Here is a 17366-nt window from a genome sequence, read left to right on the forward strand (position 1 = left end):
GGGGACCACCGTGCGGGGACGACGATGAAGCGCCCCGGCCTGGCATCCGCCCAAGTGTCCACGCAGCAGATCCCGTCCGGTGCCACCTCGGCACTGGGCTGGAGCCTCCTGAATACCGCGGTGGCCAGGTTCGGCACACTGGGAATTGGCATCGTCCTGGCCCGCTTGCTCGGGCCGGACTCGTACGGCAGCTTCGCGGTTGCCATGGTGGCCTTGCTCGCCGTCCTGACCATCAACGAACTGGGGGTAAGCCTCGCCATCGTGAGGTGGCCGGAGGATCCCGCACGGATCGCGCCCACCGTGACCACCATCTCGATCCTCTCCAGCGCGGTCCTCTGTGTGGCCGGCCTTGCCGCCGCCCCATGGTTTGCGGACCGCATGGGCGACCCCGGCGCCACGGACGTGGTCAGGGTCATGGTGTGCTGCGTCCTGGTCAGCGGTGTCGTCGCTACGCCGGCAGCACTGATGCAGCGGGCATTTGACCAGAGAACCAAGATGCTCATCGACCAGGTGAATGTCTGGGTGGGGGCCATCGTCTCGATCTGCCTGGTCCTGGCCGGCGTGGGTGCGATGAGCCTTGCCGTTGGCCGGCTGGCAGGGACGGTGGCCGGCGGTCTGCTCTTCGTCCTCAAGTCGCCGCTCCCCCTGCGCCTGGGCCTGGACCGCAGCATCCTGATGCCGCTGCTGCGGTTCGGGCTTCCGTTGGCAGGGACCAGCATCATCGTGTTCTGTGTCGGCTACCTGGACCAATTGGTGACGGGCAGTACGCTCGGTCCGGTCATGTTGGGGATGTACGTCCTGGCCTTCAACCTCTCCAGCTGGCCGGTGACAATGTTCTCCCAGCCGCTGCGAAGCGTGGCTCCCGTGGTGCTTTCCCGGCTGCAGCATGACCCCGAAAGAATGCGCTCCACCGTCACGGCCCTGATCGGCGTGATGACGTGCGTTGTCTTCCCCGCCGTCACGTTCCTGGCAGCAGAGTCCGAAACCATCGTCCGGATTGTGTACGGCGATGTCTGGGCGGGTGCAAGCGCTGCCCTGTTTTGGCTTGCCATGGTGGCGGGGCTCCGGATCCTGTTCGAGCTGATCTACGACTACCTGGTCGTTGCGGGAATGACAGGGTCCATCATGTCCATCCAGGTGTGCTGGCTGGTGGCCCTGATACCGGCCCTGTTCCTCGGGGCCGGCGCCGGGATCGCCGGGGTGGCCATGGCCCAATTCCTCGTCGTCGCCGCGCTGGTGCTGCCCCTGTACCTCTGGCGGTTGCGCGCCGTGGGTGTCCCGCCGCTCCGGGTGCTCCGCCAACTGCTGATGCCCTCGGCCGCATCAGCAGCGCTGTTGGCCGCCTCCGCCCTCCTCGGCCGGATGGAACTCGCTGTCCCATGGGCGCTGCTGCTCTCCGGGGCTGCTGCCGGCTCCATTACGGCGGCCCTGCTGTGGGTCAAGCGCGCCGACGTTGCCACGTTGAAGAAACTGGGGAGGAGCGGGGGCCTTGCAGAGCATCAGCGGTAACCGGGACACCTTTGAAAGCCTGGTGGCGACTGCAGCCCTCCTTGCGGCAGCCGGGCAGTGGGAGCGGGCGGCGGTGCAGGCGCAGCTCGCCGCCCGATTCGCCTGGACCGACCACACCGGCTATTTCGGCCACCAGGGGCTGGAAGACGTCCTGGGCAAGCTCCGGTCCTCCATTGCACACCCCCTCCCCGCAGCGCCGGGGAAAGGGGCCAGGCGCCGGGTGGTCCACGTGGCCACGCAGCTGTACGGCACCGGCGGCCATACCCAGAGCATTGCGCACTGGATCCGCCAGGATCCGGAGTCGTGCCATCAAGTGGTGGTCACCCGCCAAGGAAGCACCGAATGTCCGGCCAAAATTGCGGGCTGCCTTTCGGATCCCCGCGACCTGCTTCTCCTGGACCGCCGGCCCGGTGGACTGATAAAGAGGGCCGCCGTATTGCGCCGCATCATCGCGTTGGCCGACGTCGTTATCGTGCACGCACACCCGCACGACGTCGTCCCTTCCCTCGCGTTGGGCGTCCCCGGCACGCCGCCCGCCGTGTACGTCAACCATGCCGACCACGTCTTTTGGCAGGGGACGTCTGCCGCGGCACTCGTCCTGTGCCTGCGGGAAAGCGGTCGGGACCTGGCCGTCCACCGCCGGGGAATTGATGCCAACCGCTGCGTGGTGGCCAACCGGCCACTCGAACTTGCACCCGCCGGGGCAGCCGATGAATCTCAGAAGTCGGCTGCCCGGACCGGCTGGGGCGTCCAGGATACGGACTTTGTAGTGGTTTCGGCCGCGGCAGGCAGCAAATACGATCCCGTCGGTCCGGACTCGCTGATAGACCTGTTCCGGTCGTTCCTGCTCCGGCGGCCACATGCGCGCCTCCTCGTCGCGGGCCCCCCGCCCACCGGAGCCTGGGCCGCGGCGGCGGCTGCCACCGGCGGACGAATCCGTGCCGTCGGGAGGCTCGCCACCATCTCAACACTGATGTCCATCGCCGATGCCTACGTGGACTCCTTCCCCTTCGCTTCGCTGACGTCAATGCTGGAGGCCGGAGCACACGGGCTGCCGCTGGTGACGTTCAGGGGCCATCCGGCCGAATGCGCCGTCCTGGGATCGGATACGCCTGGCCTGGAGGACCTCCTCCTGGCGCCGTCGACACCCGCAGGGTTTGTGTCCGCCCTGGCTGGACTGGCAGATTCGGATTCCACCAGGACGGCGCGGGGGGCAGCCACCCGCACGGCAATCGTCGACGGCCACAGCCCCTCAGCCTGGCGGGAGACGGCGGAACGGGTCTACACCGAGGCCGCCCTGGCCCGAACTGCTCCGGTTGCGACAGCGCCGGCTCCCTGGGGAGACGGACCTCTGGACCGGCTGGTGGGGTTGGTGCAGCAGGAAACCGGATTTGCCGGACTGGACGCGGCCTGGGCAGACATCATGCCCTTCCTTGGAACCCCACAGCGCATCAAACAGTGGGCGGCCTGGCGAACATCACCCCATATTGGCCTCGCGCAGTTGGTTCCGGACCGGAGCCGCGCGTGGATGTCAGACACGCGCAGGCGCCTCATCCAACCTTCATAGCCAGTGGTGTCGAGCGGGGGGTGCGGTAGTGTGCCTCGGCCGCGTCGACCCCGGGGCCCGTGAGCAGCCATGGTCCGGTATTTTCGTGGAATCCCAGGATGACCCGCCGTCCCTCCAGCACGCCGACCACCTCACCGGCCGTATCAACGCTGATGTTGGTCACGGCGACTGTGGTATCCGGCCCCTGGGCCGACACCAGGGCGGCAACGGCACCCTCATCCACTGCCAGGAAGCGGAACCGGACACCTCGCCGGCCCAGCTCCAGGGGCTCGCCCAGTTCATCCCCTCCGGCGCTGCCGGGTAGCACATTGATCACCGTGGCAGTGCCGACGCCGGCGGCGGTACAGATGTCGTCGATGTCGCGGCGAAGGTCGCCGAGGACCGTTACGGGGCGCAGTGGGGATTTGTTGCGGAGCTTGTGGGCAGAAACCGATTCCCGGAGCCACCGGTACCGCCACTTCTGCGAGTTCACCAGGCCGGCAAGGACGGAGGGAACGCGGGGGCGTTGCTGCACGGTTCCGCACGTGGTCACGATCGGCAATTGATCGGGATACGCTCCGGCGATCCACTGGTGTGCCTCAGCCAACCGGTCCAAATTGATGGTGAGGCTGTTGTGGGTCAGGGGAATGTTGGCCACCGCCACACGGCTGCCTGTGGACCGAAGCCGGGCTCCGTATTCCACAGCGTAGGCGTGCCATGACAGGTCCGGCTCCTCGCTCAGCGGCTGCCGGCGGATTTGGTCCCGCCGCATCATGAACAGGACTTCATCCAGGCTGTCCACGTCCGCCAGGCCCGTTTCCTGGTGGCCGGACAGAACGATGCGGTCGCGGATCAGCCCAAGGAGGCGGCCTTCTCCGGTCATTCCCGTTGCACCGACCATGCCCAGGGACAGATCTGCCATCAAGGCCGCGGCAACCCTCTCCAACGCCGGGATGGAGTGCAGGAACACGTCCTGATGGACAAAAACCACCACATCGTTCCGCGCCAATGCAGCGCCATGGTTCAAGGCCGCTCCGGCGGAGGAGAACTGCCGTGCCGTATTGTCCACGGGCAGGTATTCGAGGTCCACCGCTTGGTGGCGGCCTGCCTCAACGGAAGCCGAGAGGCACTCCTGGAGCACCGCCGGGTTGTTGAAGACGCAGACGACAGAGACCGGGACACGCCGCTCCTGCTCAGCGTTTGACCGGGACATCGGAGCGCTGCTCGTCGAAGGAAAGGTCCTGCAGCTCGTGCTGTGGCAACAGGAATGGCGAGTCATGCACCCCTGCCACCGCATATTTCCTGGGCTTCCTGTCCTCCACTGCCGGTGCCCTCACTGCGCTTCCGCCGCGCGGTTCCCCGTCGTCGTCCACGGCGGGGGCTTCCGGTGCGGCGTGGCGGTCCCCGGAGCGCCTGCGCCGGGACACCGGCTTGGCCTTGTCCGCGGCGTCCTTCCTGGCGGCCCGCGAACTTTCCAGCATCCTGGCGATGGAGACAGCGCCAAACAGGAGGATGACGCCGCCAATGAGCACTACGATCATGGAACGGAGGCGGCTGGAGAATTGCTCTGTCGCCTTGCTGGGCGGGTCAATCTGAAGAGCCGTGAAGAGATAGCGGTCGTCAGCCCCGTTGACTTTCTGTGCATCCCGCAATTTGGCGGTGAGACGCTGGCCCAGGGCTTCGGCGGTGGTAATGGCCAGCTGCGGGCTGGATCCTGTGGCCTCCATCCTGATGAGCTGGCCGGCACCAGTGGTGGCCGGCAGGGTCACGGTGTAATCCGGTGACAATCCGGTGGCCTTGAGCGAGTCGGCGACGTCGGTCGAGCTCAATTTCGTCGCCATCACCTGGGTGATCAGGGAACTGTCCGCCGAGCGCAGGTAGGGGTTGTCCGAGTTTGCCGCGGCGAGTGCGGGGTCGGCGCGCATTTCTTCCACGCTGGGCACCCGGGGCGTCACCAGGACGTAGACGGTCGAAGCCATGTAGCTCCGGGGCGCATAGAAGAAGACATAGGCGGCCGCTACAAGGGTGAGCACTACGACGGTAATCATCGAGACCTTGTGGCGCCACAGGATTTTGAGAACCGAGACGGGAGTCATGGGAGCCTTTCAGATTCTGCAAGGTTGGAGCCTTGTTCCTTGGTAGTCGGGCCAAGTGCCCGCCGTTCGCCGGCGACGAGCAACCAGACCGTTCCTGAGAGCCCGACGCACATGGGGTAGACGAGTGCGAGGACGGGGAAGCCCAGGGAGTCAAAGGCGGCTGACGCGGGAGCGGCCACCAGGCAGGCGGCCGCGACTGCTGCCGCCAGTGTCTTCAAGCGTTCTTCTTTGGCTTTGAACGCTGCCAGCCAGGCCGCGATCCCCGGAACAACCATGTACAGAAGGAGTGCCAGGAATCCCGGTACGCCCATTTCGACGATCGTCTTCAGGTACTGGTTGTCAAGGACCTCGATGGCGTTCCGCGTCAGGTACGCCCCGGGGCCTATTCCAAGCCAAGGCCGGGCGGACACCATGGCTTCCACCCTGGGGTAATCCTCGAGCCTTGCGGTGATGGAGGGGTCTGCCGTCCCCGCCGTGACGGACCCAAACAGGGTTGCGACGAATCCGGGCACCGCCAGGAACAGCAGTGTGGCAGCACCGGTGAACCCCAGGACCGTCCACTGCCTGGACCTGGAGGGCAAAAACGGGAAGAAGACCAGGGCCACGGTCAGGACACCCAGGACCGCAGAGCGGGAGATCGTCGCGGCGATGGCGAACACGATGAAACCCGTCCCCGTCCAGTGCATCCATTTGCGGCCCGACCTGTCATACAGCGCGCGCCAGAGGGACAGCGGAAGGAGCATGGAGGCGATGACCCCCAGCTCGATGGGATGGAAGGTGCTGCCGGCAACCCGGAGGAAGCTTCCGCGTTCCTGGAACGGCTGGTTCCCGCCGTTGTCCTTGAAACCTGGCAGTATCCCTTGGAACCACGCCATGGGATCCACGTGTGAGGTGAACTGGATTACCGCCACGATGCTGCAGAAGACGGCGCCGCGCAGGAGCGAACGCACCAGCATCATCGCCGCGTCGACGGTCCGCGTCGTCTCAGTTGTCACCAGCACCAGCCCGGACGAGGCGACCATCAGCAACATCCAGCGGTCCGCACTCGCACGCATTGCATCGGTAGTGCCCCCGCTGATTCCTACGTACATAGCGGCGTAGGAGGCGCAGGACACCGCAAAGAGGGCTGCCAGCGCGAACCGGCCCGGATGCTCCCGGTCGATGGTCTTGTGGAGGCCAAGCATGACGGACGTTACCCACAGTGCGAAAACCAGCAACGCGAGTATGTGTGCCACGTAGCCTGCGGCACCCAGCGGCTCCAACACCAAATTGGAGGGGAAGACAAAACAGGCCACCGCCGTCACCCGCAGGAGCAGCGGTGGCTTTTGGTCCGCGCCCTCAACGCGCAGGGGTGCGTCCAGTCGGACTTCCGGACCCAGCACGGAGGGAGCTGGCAGATGCTTTCCCACATCCCCCCAATCTTCCTGCCGGGGTTGAAATACCCTTACACACGCAATGTTGAGAGTGATAGCGTAGCTCCAAAATCACTATTTGTCGCCGCATATTTCCCTTTTATCCAGTATGACATTTGACCCATGATTTTACGACAGGAAATACCATGAAAACCCTGTTCGAAGCACCAGCAATAACCGCTCAGGACATGCGTAATTCCACAAAGTCCATCAAGAAAACCGCAATTCTATTGACTTGCCTTTTGGGCACGTCATGCATGTCGTCGAGCGCCTTCTCCGCATCCTCAGGATTAGCTCAAGATCCGCTGCCTCAAGGAATCAGTGTCCTGGGCGTGGACGGCGGCGCGGACTTCTACGGAAGGTTCTCGCCATCGTTGCCGGCTGGCCAGAACTTCTTTCCGCTGGGAGTTTGGTTTGAAAGCGTCTTGCAGGAATCGGATATCGCGGCGGATCGCAGTGCGGGCCTGAACACCTACGTACAACTCACCGATGACTCGAATCTGGAACTCGTGCGAAGCAGCGGCCTTCATGCCCTCCCCTCCACCGTGGTTCCGGGTTCTTCCGGGTTCGTGGTCTCCGATGAGGTGGACATGTGGGCCGGCGGCGGGAACGCGACGTGGACCGGCAAGTCCCAGGGTGAAGGCGTCATCTGCGACCCCGCCGGGTCCGAATGTGGTTACACCATCCAAGAGGCGCTGGTGAAACTATTCCCGCCCCATGCGTTGCTGTATTCCAATTACGGCAAGGGCGTTACGTTCCAACTGAAGAATCCGCAGGCCGCCCAATTCGTCAACAGCTACCAGGACGTCGTCTCCGCGGATAACTATTGGTTCACGGATCCCTATATTTGCAGCCACGTGGAAGGCGGGGCGGTTTTCGCCGACGGGCGTGACCTCAGCGACGCGGAATGCCGTACCGGTGCCCACTACGGCTGGACGGTTGACCGGGTACGGTCCCTGGTCCAGCCCGCAGGCTCCAAGCCGGTCTGGGCGTTTGTTGAGGTGGGCCACCCATTTTCCGAAAGTGATTCACTCACCATCAGTCCCGCCCAGCTTCGGTCCGCGGTGTGGAGCAGCATCATCCACGGCGCCCGGGGAATCGTCTATTTCAACCACAATTTTGGCGGCCAGTGCCAGTCCCAGCACGTGCTGCGGGATGAATGCGGCACCGCCATCCGTCCCACGGTAACCGCCGTGAACCAATTGATCACCAAACTGGCTCCGGCGCTTAATACGGGCTCGGTAACAGGGCTGGTAACCGCAAGCAGCAAGGACATCGACTTTTCCGTGAAAGCCAGCGCTGGCCACTTTTATGTTCTGGCGGCGTCTACGCGTCAAGGCCCCCAATCGGTGACCTTCTCTGTCCGCTGCGGCGGACCAAACCAGGCAGACGTACTGGACGAAAACCGTTCAGTGCCCGTGGCGAACCACAGCTTTACGGATACCTTCAGCGACGCCAATGCGGTGCACATCTACCGACTCAATGGTGGAAACACCTGCGGTCTTGGCTGAGGCCCCGTTCCCCGGCCTCGGGGAAAACAACTCCATGGGCCAAGCGTCAGGACACTTTCCATGCAGCCCTGGCAGGGGTGGGCCCGCGACGCCGGATTGCGCCGCGGGCCCTCGAGCTGCCCTCCCTGCTATGCCCGCCTGCTAGGGGGTGGTGACTTCCACATCCACCCAGTAGTTGGTGGCGTTCCAGGTGTTGCTGGGGAACCCTCCTGCGCCGTAGGCATAGACGCCATTAGGACCGCTGGTACCGTCCGCCAAACCGTGGAGGATGCCACTGTCCGCTGACTTGCCGGCGAAGAATGCGCCGTCCGCCGAGTAATACCCATTGGGCGCCAGGTACGAAACCACGTAGACCGTATTGGCGCTGATCGGAATTGGCGTCGCGAACGTTGCCCGCTGCCATCCCGAGGCGCCCTCGTTGGTGAACGTTACCGATCCCAGCAGCTGGCCGCCTGAGGTCCAGAGCTTGCCAACGTGCGTACCCGTGTTCTGCGGTCCCTTGTAGAAACGGACCGCCGTGACGGTGGCGTTGGTGTCAGCGGTGAACTTCATGCCCAGTTCCACCGATGAGTTGTCCTGGGCGGTGACGGTGGATGGAACGGCGGTGGGTGCGAAGACGCTGCACGGGCAGCCGGCTGTTGGTTGCGGGGCTGTCGTGAACGACCAGGTGTACGGCGATGCCATGGCCTGTCCGTTGCTTCCGGTGGCTCCGGATACCGTCGCCGTGAATGTTGTGCTGTAGGCCAGCGCGGTGGCGGGGGTGAACACCGAGCTGTTGGTCAACGTGTCATAGCTGAGGGTGCCCGGCACGTTGGTGTTGGCAGCGTCCTTGACGTTGAAGGCCACGGTGCTTGGGTCAACTGCCCTGTCGTACGTCGCCTTCACCGTGGTGGTGGTGGCGACGTTGGTGGCACTGGCGGCCGGCGAGGTGGACGACACCGTGGGAACACTGACCGACGAGGACCCGTTCAGCACCACATCAACCCAGTAGTTGGCGTTGTTGTAGCTGCTGGAAGGGAACGCGGACGTGCCGTACCGGTACACGCCGTTGAGTCCGTCCACCCCGCTGGCCAGGCCATGAAGCGGGTAGTTGTCCACGCCCTTCGTAAAGAACGCTCCGTCTGCCGAGTAGTGGCCGTTGGGCGCGTAGTACGAAACGATGTAGGTCGTGTTGGCCTGGATGGCCACCGGTGTGGAGAAGTTTGCCTGCTGCCAGCCCGACCCCGACTCTCCGGTAAAGGTCACGCTGGCCAGCAACTGCCCTCCGGTCGTCCACAGCTTTCCGGTATGCGTCCCGGTGTTCTGGGAACTCTTGTAGAACCGGACACCAGTGACATTTCCGGCGATGTCCGAGCGAAATTTCATCCCGAGTTCAACCGAAGATCCGTCCGGCTGGTCAATCGTTCCGGGCAGTGCATTCGAGGCAAACACGCTGCATGGGCAATTGGCCGTGGGCTGCGCCACTGTGGTGAAGGTCCAACTGTATGGCGCTGTCATTGCCTGGCCCGACGCGGTTGTCGCCCCGCTGACGGTCGCCGTGTACGTGGTGTTGTAGGCCAAGGCGGAGCCCGGCGTGAACGTCACGGTGTTCCCTGAGTAACTGCTGGCACCCGCCACATTGGTGGTTCCGGCCTGCAGTGTGAAGGTAATGCTGCTGGCGGTGACCACCTGGTTGAACGTGGCGCTTGGTGCCGTGTTCACGCCGATCGCCGTCGCCTTATCTGCCGGCAACGTTGACGTCACTGCGGGCGGAACGGGTGCGGTTGCGGTGGTAAACGTCCAGGAGTACGGGCTTGCCATCGCTTGGCCGGAACTGTTCGTGGCACCGCTGACGGTTGCCGTGTAGGTGGTGTTGTACGCCAACGGACTGCCGGGCACAAAGGTGGAGGTGTTGGTTGCGGAGTTGTAGTTGGTTGTCCCCGGCACCGTGTTCCGGGACGGATCCAGCACGCTGAAGACCACTGAGGTGGGCACCACTGCCTGGTTGAAGGTGGCTGCCGGGGCCGCGGAGGTGGGCACTCCGGTGGCCTGGTTTGCCGGCGATGTGCTGCTGACGGCCGGAGCGGGAGGCGGTGCCCCGGTGGTGAACGTCCAGCTGTAGGGGCTGGCCATTGTTTGCCCGGCCGCATTGGTTGCACCGCTGACGGTCGCCGTGTACGTGGTGTTGTAGGCCAGCGCGGCAGAGGGGGTGAAAGTGACGGTGCCTGAGCTGTAGGCGGCGTTGCCCGCCACTGCCGTGTTGTCCGGCTTCTTCAGCGTGAAGGTGATGCTGCCGGCCGTGACGGCCTGGTTGAAGGTGGCTGACGGCGCCTTGGTGATGGCGACGTTGGTGGCGGCATTGGCGGGGTCAGTCGACGAGACTGCCGGCGGCACTGACGCCGACGGAACGAACTTGACGTCCACCCAGTAGTTCTCGGCGTTGTAGGAGGACTGGGGGAATACGCTGCTGGCCCCGTAGGTGTAGACGCCGTTGCCCGAGCTGGGGGTGTTTCTCAGCCCGTGCAGCACGCCGCTGTCCAGGGACGAGTGTCCGGCGGGCATGGGCGACGGGTTTGGATACATGAAGCCGGCAGCCTGCGCATAGTGTCCCTGCGGAGCGAAGTAGGAGACCACATAGGTGGCGTTTGCCGTGATGGCCACTGGGGTGGCGAAGTTGACCGTTTGCCAGCCTGTTGCCGTCTCGCCGGTGAACGTTGCCGTGGCCAGCCGCGTTCCACCCGATGTCCACAAACTGCCGACGTGCGTTCCCTTGTTCAGGCTTGACTTGTAGAAGGAGACGCCGGTGACGGTTCCAGCGCTCTGGGCGGTGAACTTCATCCCCACTTCCACGCTTCCCCCGTCACCGGAATCCGGCGTGTCGGGGATCATGCTGGACCCGAAGATCGAGCACGGGCACGAAACGTTGACCGAGGCCCCGGACCCCGGCACCTCGATATTCCCTGAGTCATCCGTGGCGCGGGTCTTCACAGCCACCGCCGGGCTGCCGTGGACAGTCCATGTGTAGGACCAGTTGGTGGTGCCGGTTGCCGGGTGCCATGTGGTTCCACCGTCGGTGGATACTTCGACGCCGGCGACCACCCCGCCGGCGTCGGACGCCGTTCCAGAGACGGTGACGCTGGAGCCGTCGGCCAGGGTCTGGCCGTTCAGGCCCGATGTGATGGCCGATACCGGGCTGGTGGTGTCGGTGGACTTTGACGCGGCCACCAGTCCCGTCATCAGGGTGGTTGGTTGGACGCCCATGTCGGCGAACAGGTTGACGGTGGCCTGCTGCATGTTCTTGTCGGGCGTGCTGTTGGGAATGGTGAAGTTGTCCAGGCCGTAGGCCCATTGAACCGTGCCTGCGCCAAAGACAAGCGCGCCGCTGGGAGCGCGGTACATGATCAGGTTGTGTGTTTGGCTGGACGCGGCGGTGGTGCTGCCGTAGTCCGTGAACGCCTCGGGCACGGAAACGGTGGTGGCGGACAATTTGAACGCGCCGGCGGGCCGGAAACCGTTGTCGGCGTCGATGTCCCACTCGTAACCCAGCGTGTCCAGGCCGCTTCCGAGGGTGAGTGACTGGGTTCCCGTCAGTTTGGCGGCCGCAGTGTTGCGCCAGAGCCGCATCCCCGCGTACTGGGCGGGGACCTTGATGTCCGCGGAGCCGGAATTGACCAGGAAGAACTGGCCGGTCAGCGCGTTCTCGGGGTTCCCGCCACCGGTTGACGTGCCGAAGCGCGGGTCGCGCCAGGTACCGGTCCATTCCACGGGGTCTACGGGCGTGTTGTAGTGGGTGTCCTTATACGAGACCAGTGTGCGGCCGGATGTCTGGCTGCCATCGATCGAGGCCTCCCAGCGGGTGCGCCAGAACGCTTCGTTGCCGCTGAAGAACGCCAGGTTGACTCCTGCGTTCCGGGCGGCCTCCACGTTGGTTCGCTGTGTTCCGCTCCAGTACTCATCGTGTCCGGAGGACATGAACATCTTGTGGTTGAGCAGCAGGGTGCCGCGCGTCGCCGTGTCCAGGCCGCTCATGTAGCTGACGTCGTAGCCGTTCGCCTCCAGGAAGCGGATCATCGGGTATTCGGTGTCCATCAGCCAGCTGTGGCCTTGGTCGCCCGTGGAAAGGAACGGCCGGTTGTAGGAGACCTTAAACGCCGACTTGTAGGCCTGCGGATTGCCGGTGGGGCACGCCACAGTGCATTGGTAGAGGCTGTTGCCGCCGTAGGTGTTGTAGGCCTGCCACGTTGTGTCGGACGTCTGCACCACGATGCCGCTCTTGCCGGCGTCATTGCGGACCACGAAGGGAATCATGCTGTCCCCGCCGGTATCGTTCCGGACCAGATGGGCGAAGTACACGCCCGAGACAGCGGACGCCGGGACTGTCCAGGACGCCGAAACTCCCCAGTTTCCACAGTCGACCAGGCCCGTTCCGGACTGGGTCAGGCAAGCGGGTTGGGTCTGGGGCAGCTTCGCCGTCAGGGGAATGCTGGCGGCGATCTTCCGGGCCCCGTTTCCCTGGTAGTAGCCAAACCGAAGAATGTCGATGTGATAGGCGCTGGCGGTGGTCTTGATCTTGAAGCTGATGGATTCGCCCAGGTTGACGCTCATCGCCGTTCCGAACCCCTGGATGGACGCGTCGCCGGATCCGGAAACCTCCCAGTCTGAGGAGGGCGTGCCGGGCAGTGAGTTTTCACAGGCGACGGCGCTGGCAACGGGGGGTGTGCAGGCGTCGGCGTGGGCCGCTGGTGCCTGGGAAAGCGTGGAACTGAATGACAACATCGCTGCGATAAGGAACAGTACGGAAAAACTTGCTGCCGCACGCAGCCTGCCTTCAACGGGCTTTGATTTTGCAAACACTTTAACTCCAATTCGAGACGTTAATAGCCATTTGGGCGCCAGGTGCCTGCACTACCCGAACCAAGGAATAGGCGGCCATTGAGGAATGCGGGAATGAAATTTCGCCAGGGTAATTCCGGGAATTCAACCCGAGCCCACTCCCCACGACTGCAATTTATAATTGCGGCTGCTGTCGTCCCGCTCCCAGGCGGGGCTTTTTCGGCGTCGGGCTGCACGGCCCGCAAGGGCGAAGGCGGCATATACCGCGGCATCCATTGCGGAGCGGGGACCCTTGATTGAGTGCGCCAGTTGCCGCAGGGTCCTGCGTGCATGGGCACCCGGAACATCGCGGAGTTCGGAATTCCCCCGGTACACGCGCTTGAGGGTGGCGAGCAGAGCCCTGCCCGTCCGCGGTGTACGGACAGTCACCGGCGGGCAGGCAATGGTTGCTTTCTCCGAGGCCTCGAACATCCGGTCGATGTAGCAGTCGTCGGCCGTGACGGGCGGGAATTCACCCAGCCGGTCGTGTCCCTTGCGGCTCAGGCCATAGACGCCTGCCCCCCACATCGACGCCGATGCCTGCGGAAGCCGGTTTCGTGCCCGGTAGTAGGCGCGGACTGCCCACGTGGCGCCGGCCGTGTCGTAAGCGAAGGCGGGCCGGGCGCACAAGGGCCCGTCGTCGTCGGAAAGTGCCTCCAATGTGGCACGCAGCGCTGCCGCCGGTACCACGATGTCGGCGTCCACGTACAGCCTCGGCCACCGGCCGGCGGCCTGGTCGCCGGCGTTGAGGGCAGCGGTCTTGGACGCCTCTTCCACGGTGACCACCCGGACGCCTGGCACGGCACCGGCCACGGCCTCTGTCCCGTCGGTGCATCCGTTACAGGCAACCACCACGTCCACGTTTCCGCCGGCGAGGGGCCCCTTGAGTGCTTCCAGCGTCCGTCCGAGGACCGAGGCTTCATTGTGGGCCGGAATGATGACCGTGCCGGAGGGAAAGTCCCCTTCCTGCTCCGGGCGGCCCGGATAGGCAACGGCGTGGGGCAGGTCGGCCCACCGGGACTCCCTCGCGATCAGTCCCAGGATTCCCCGGTGGGCCGGCAGCGGTGCCCGCAGCAGGGCAGAAAGAACGACGGCGGCACGGAAGGTGCGGGCGTAGCTTCCGTGATGGAATTTGCGGACATAGCGGATCCGGTTCGCCCCCATGAGCGCATCGAGGGACGGCGAGCTCCCGGACGCGCCACGGGAGTGGACCATGGCTGCAAGGGGCTCGAACCAGACGGCGGCCTTGAGCTCCCGGACGCGGTGCAGGTAGTCCGTCTCTTCCGAGTACAGGAAGTAGGACTCGTCCCAGCCGCCAACCTGCTCCGCGATGTCGGAGCGGATCAAGAGCGCGGCCCCGGTGGCCCAGTCCACTTTGTGCGGGTGGGCGTAGCTTTCGGCGTCGAAGTCCATCTCCGTCAGCCACCCCGGACGTCCTTGGAACCTGCTTCCCAGCAGGGCGTCGCCCAGCGCGCGCGAGATGCTCGGCTCCCGGCGCAGCGAGGGGTAGACGCTTCCATCATCGTCACGCAACAAGGGCACCACCACTCCCGCGCTGGTGCTCTCCATGGACTTCCGCAGAGCCAGGACCGCTCCCGGGCAGAGCCTGAGGTCCGGATTGAGGACCAAGTACGCATCCGCACTTCCCGCTCTCGAACACGCAGCATTGATGCCGCCCGCGTACCCGAGGTTTCCCCCGGTGGCGAAGGCGGCCACACCCGGAAACTCCTGCAGGCAGGAAAGCGTCTCCGGGTTCGGCGAGTTATCCGCAACCACCACTTTGATGGACTGCTCCCGGGTCTGGAGCCTGAGGCTCTCCAACAGCCCGCACACGTCCGCACCATTGTTGTAGGTCACCACCAGCGCGGCAACGTCGGCGTGTTCGTCGGTGGGGGTGAAGCCGTCTGCCGCGGCACGGGCCCCGTGAAGGGAACCGGAATCGGCTTCAGGGACATCGCCCGAGGTCGCCTGCGGCGCACCGTCCAAACTGTGCCGGCGAAGCTTCAGGTAGGCCTCCGGCCCCTCCACGACGTACCGTTTGGCAAGCCGCCGGGGTTCCATGGCCAGCCGCCAGGCCCATTCCAGGCCCATGTTGCTGATCTGGACCGGAGCGCGCCGGATGTGGCCGGCCAGGAAATCGATGACTGCCCCGAACGCAAGGAGGACCTTGGCCCCGGTCAGCTCCCCGTACTCGCGGATCCAGAGTTCCTGCCGGGGTTTACCCAGGCACACCACCAGGATGTCCACCCCCGCAGCCCGGATGTCCGCACACAATTCCGCGACGGCGGCGGCATCAGTGAGCACGTGGCGGCCCGGAGCCCACCACCCGGCCACGCGCAGGGACGGCCGCTCTGCTTCAAGCCGGGCGGCAACCAACTGCTGCGCTTCCGGACTGCCGCCCAGGAACCCGACGGACCGCCCCTGTGCCGCGGCGTCATCGAGTATTTGCCCGATCAGGTCACTCCCCGCAAGGCGCGGCCACCGCTGGCCTGTGAGTTCCTCCGCCTTGGCCACCAGCGGGGCCCCATCCAGGAGGGCCAGCCACTCCAGCGACGGTACTCCCAGCGTTCCTTCCCAGCGGCTGCCCGCCCCGAAGTGGTTAACGTGGTCCAGGTTCGCCGACAGCACACCCAAGGGGACTTCGGCGTTGCCTGCGGCGCGTTCCCTAATGGCTGCGAGGGCGTTTTCACGGCTCATCAGGTCCACCCTGACGCCGCCGAGCGTGACGGCCCGTTTCCGTGGGCCCGGAAGGGCTGCTGTTCCCCGCGGCGCCACCAACCCGGCCATCCCCAGTTTGTGGATGCGGCGGGGCAGGCGTCCAAGTGCAGATGTCATTCCGGCTCCATGGTCAAAGCGCAGGAGCACGTCGGCCGGAAAAGGGGCCTGCACTCCCCGTTTCAGCCACGCACCGGTCACCCGGCACGGCACCTGTCGCATCTGTCAGTTGTCGACGGATGCCATCGGTTGGCAGGACTGCGAGGACCTGGCACCCGGCCCGGAACCGTGGGCCGGACACCCAACGGCATCCGTGTTTCCCCACCGTAGGCCGGGGGAACCCCCTAACCGGAGTCCGGAAGGCGACCTATGTGGGTACCCGCACGAACCTTTGTGGTGCCACAAACTGCCTGGCTATGCCGGGGTGCGGAAGAACAGCTCCGAGACGGCGGCAAGGCGGAGGGGATCCTCCGCTCCGCACATCTCCCGTGCGGAATGCATGGACAGCAGCGGCACGCCCACGTCCACGGTCCGTATCCCCAGCCGCGTGGCCGTGAGCGGTCCGATGGTGGAACCGCAGGGCACCACATTATTGGAGACGAATTCCTGGTAGGGCACGCCCGCTTCGCCGCAGAGCCGGGCCCAAAACGCCGCGCCGAAGGCGTCAGTGGCGTAGCGCTGGTTGGCGTTAATCTTCAGCAGCGGTCCCCCGTTGAGGACAGGATGGTTGGCGGGATCGTGCCGCTCGGCGTAGTTGGGGTGGACCGCATGCCCGGCGTCGGCTGACAGGCAGAACGACGCCGCCAGGGCCTGCCGTCGCTGGCTCGCCGTTGCGCCAAGGCCGTCCGAGATGCGCACCAGCACGTCCTCAAGGATGGGCCCGCAGGCACCGGAGCGCGAGTTGGAGCCGATTTCCTCATGGTCGAACGCGGCGAGGACCGCAATCGGCCCGCCGTCGGCTGCGGATCCCGCATGGGCAATCAGGGCCACCAGCCCGGCGTGCGTGGCCGAAAGGTTGTCCAGCCGCCCTGACGCGAAGAACTCCCCCTTGCCCCCGAAAACCGCAGGCGCCTGCGTGTCCGCTATGACGACGTCGTACCCGCCAATGCCTGCCGGATCGATGGACGCACCGTCAACGGACGCGGCCAGGACGCCCAGCAGGTCCGAATCCGTGGGGTTTCCCAGGCCCCACACCGGGTTCATGTGGCGCTGTTTGTCCAGGGCGAGCCCGTCGTTCACGGCCCGGTCCAGGTGGATGGCCAGCTGCGGGAAGCGGAGCAGCGGCCCGGTGGCGGCCAGGTGCTGCGTGCCGTCGAGCATCACCAGCCGGCCGGCGAGCCGCAGCTCACGGTCCAGCCAGGAGTTGAGCAGGGGCCCGCCGTAGATCTCTACCCCGGCCTGGAGCCAGCCGTGGGCGCCTGTGGTGGGCTTCGGCTTGAGTTTGAAGGACGGCGAGTCGGTGTGCGCGCCGAGGATGTTGAAGCCGGTGGCAGGTCCGGCTCCTTCGGGAACCACCCAGGCGATCAGGGCGCCGTCGCGGATCATGAAGAAGGAGCCGGGCCCGCCCTCCCACGGCTGCAGCTCGTCCAGGCGGAGGAAGCCGGCTTCCTCCAGCCGCCGGCCGCCTTCATGGGCAGCGTGAAAGCTCGACGGCGATGCGCTGACATAGGCGCCAAGGTCCTGGATGTGGTCTGCGGCAGAGGAAGTCAAAGGCATGGTCCCGAGT

The 17366-nt window shown here is 65.3% G+C and carries 10 protein-coding genes; 4 read left to right on the forward strand and 6 right to left on the reverse strand.

Annotation, left to right across the window (positions count from 1 at the left end):
- Positions 1 to 24 precede the first annotated feature (24 nt).
- Positions 25 to 1509 carry an oligosaccharide flippase family protein gene (locus tag AB4Y79_RS04590; protein WP_441859145.1) on the forward strand — a complete coding sequence of 495 codons (1485 nt, stop codon included), beginning with the start codon at positions 25 to 27 and terminating at the stop codon, positions 1507 to 1509.
- Positions 1490 to 3076, forward strand: a complete 1587-nt coding sequence (locus AB4Y79_RS04595; protein ID WP_441859148.1) for a glycosyltransferase family 4 protein — start codon at positions 1490 to 1492, stop codon at positions 3074 to 3076. Before AB4Y79_RS04590 ends, AB4Y79_RS04595 begins: the two co-directional genes overlap by 20 nt.
- On the opposite strand, the gene AB4Y79_RS04600 is transcribed toward AB4Y79_RS04595, so the two are convergent.
- From AB4Y79_RS04600 to AB4Y79_RS04610, 3 genes are read right to left on the reverse strand one after another with little or no spacing between them, the layout of a single operon-like run.
- Entirely contained in the window at positions 3060 to 4268 is a 1209-nt protein-coding gene (locus AB4Y79_RS04600; protein ID WP_441859150.1) for a glycosyltransferase, read from the reverse strand. The genes AB4Y79_RS04595 and AB4Y79_RS04600 overlap by 17 nt on opposite strands.
- On the reverse strand, positions 4249 to 5151 hold the full coding sequence (locus tag AB4Y79_RS04605) for a chain-length determining protein (RefSeq protein WP_441859152.1): 903 nt from the start codon (positions 5149 to 5151) through the stop codon (positions 4249 to 4251). The genes AB4Y79_RS04600 and AB4Y79_RS04605 overlap by 20 nt, the downstream gene beginning before the upstream one ends.
- Positions 5148 to 6560: an O-antigen ligase family protein gene (locus AB4Y79_RS04610; protein WP_441859154.1), complete on the reverse strand. Its 1413-nt coding sequence runs from the start codon at positions 6558 to 6560 to the stop codon at positions 5148 to 5150. Before AB4Y79_RS04610 ends, AB4Y79_RS04605 begins: the two co-directional genes overlap by 4 nt.
- A gap of 260 nt (positions 6561 to 6820) precedes the next feature.
- Here AB4Y79_RS04610 and AB4Y79_RS04615 point away from each other — a divergent pair, with 260 nt between their 5' ends.
- Positions 6821 to 8074, forward strand: a complete 1254-nt coding sequence (locus AB4Y79_RS04615) for a hypothetical protein (RefSeq protein WP_441859156.1) — start codon at positions 6821 to 6823, stop codon at positions 8072 to 8074.
- Between the two features lie 141 nt (positions 8075 to 8215).
- On the opposite strand, the gene AB4Y79_RS04620 is transcribed toward AB4Y79_RS04615, so the two are convergent.
- Positions 8216 to 12658, reverse strand: a complete 4443-nt coding sequence (locus AB4Y79_RS04620) for a DUF4082 domain-containing protein (RefSeq protein WP_441859158.1) — start codon at positions 12656 to 12658, stop codon at positions 8216 to 8218.
- On the opposite strand from AB4Y79_RS04620, the gene AB4Y79_RS04625 reads away from it, so the two are divergent.
- Positions 12648 to 12989 (forward strand): hypothetical protein, encoded by a 342-nt coding sequence (locus AB4Y79_RS04625; protein WP_441859160.1) that lies wholly within the window; start codon positions 12648 to 12650, stop codon positions 12987 to 12989. The genes AB4Y79_RS04620 and AB4Y79_RS04625 overlap by 11 nt on opposite strands.
- Positions 12990 to 13030: 41 nt before the next feature.
- Here AB4Y79_RS04625 and AB4Y79_RS04630 read toward each other — a convergent pair whose 3' ends face one another.
- Together AB4Y79_RS04630 and AB4Y79_RS04635 are read right to left on the reverse strand one after the other, a co-directional pair.
- Positions 13031 to 15760, reverse strand: a complete 2730-nt coding sequence (locus AB4Y79_RS04630) for a WecB/TagA/CpsF family glycosyltransferase (RefSeq protein WP_441859161.1) — start codon at positions 15758 to 15760, stop codon at positions 13031 to 13033.
- Between the two features lie 294 nt (positions 15761 to 16054).
- Positions 16055 to 17356, reverse strand: a complete 1302-nt coding sequence (locus tag AB4Y79_RS04635; protein WP_441859163.1) for a M18 family aminopeptidase — start codon at positions 17354 to 17356, stop codon at positions 16055 to 16057.
- Between the last annotated feature and the right edge of the window lie 10 nt (positions 17357 to 17366).

This window comes from Pseudarthrobacter sp. YAF2 (assembly GCF_052113345.1).
GTDB lineage: Bacteria > Actinomycetota > Actinomycetes > Actinomycetales > Micrococcaceae > Arthrobacter.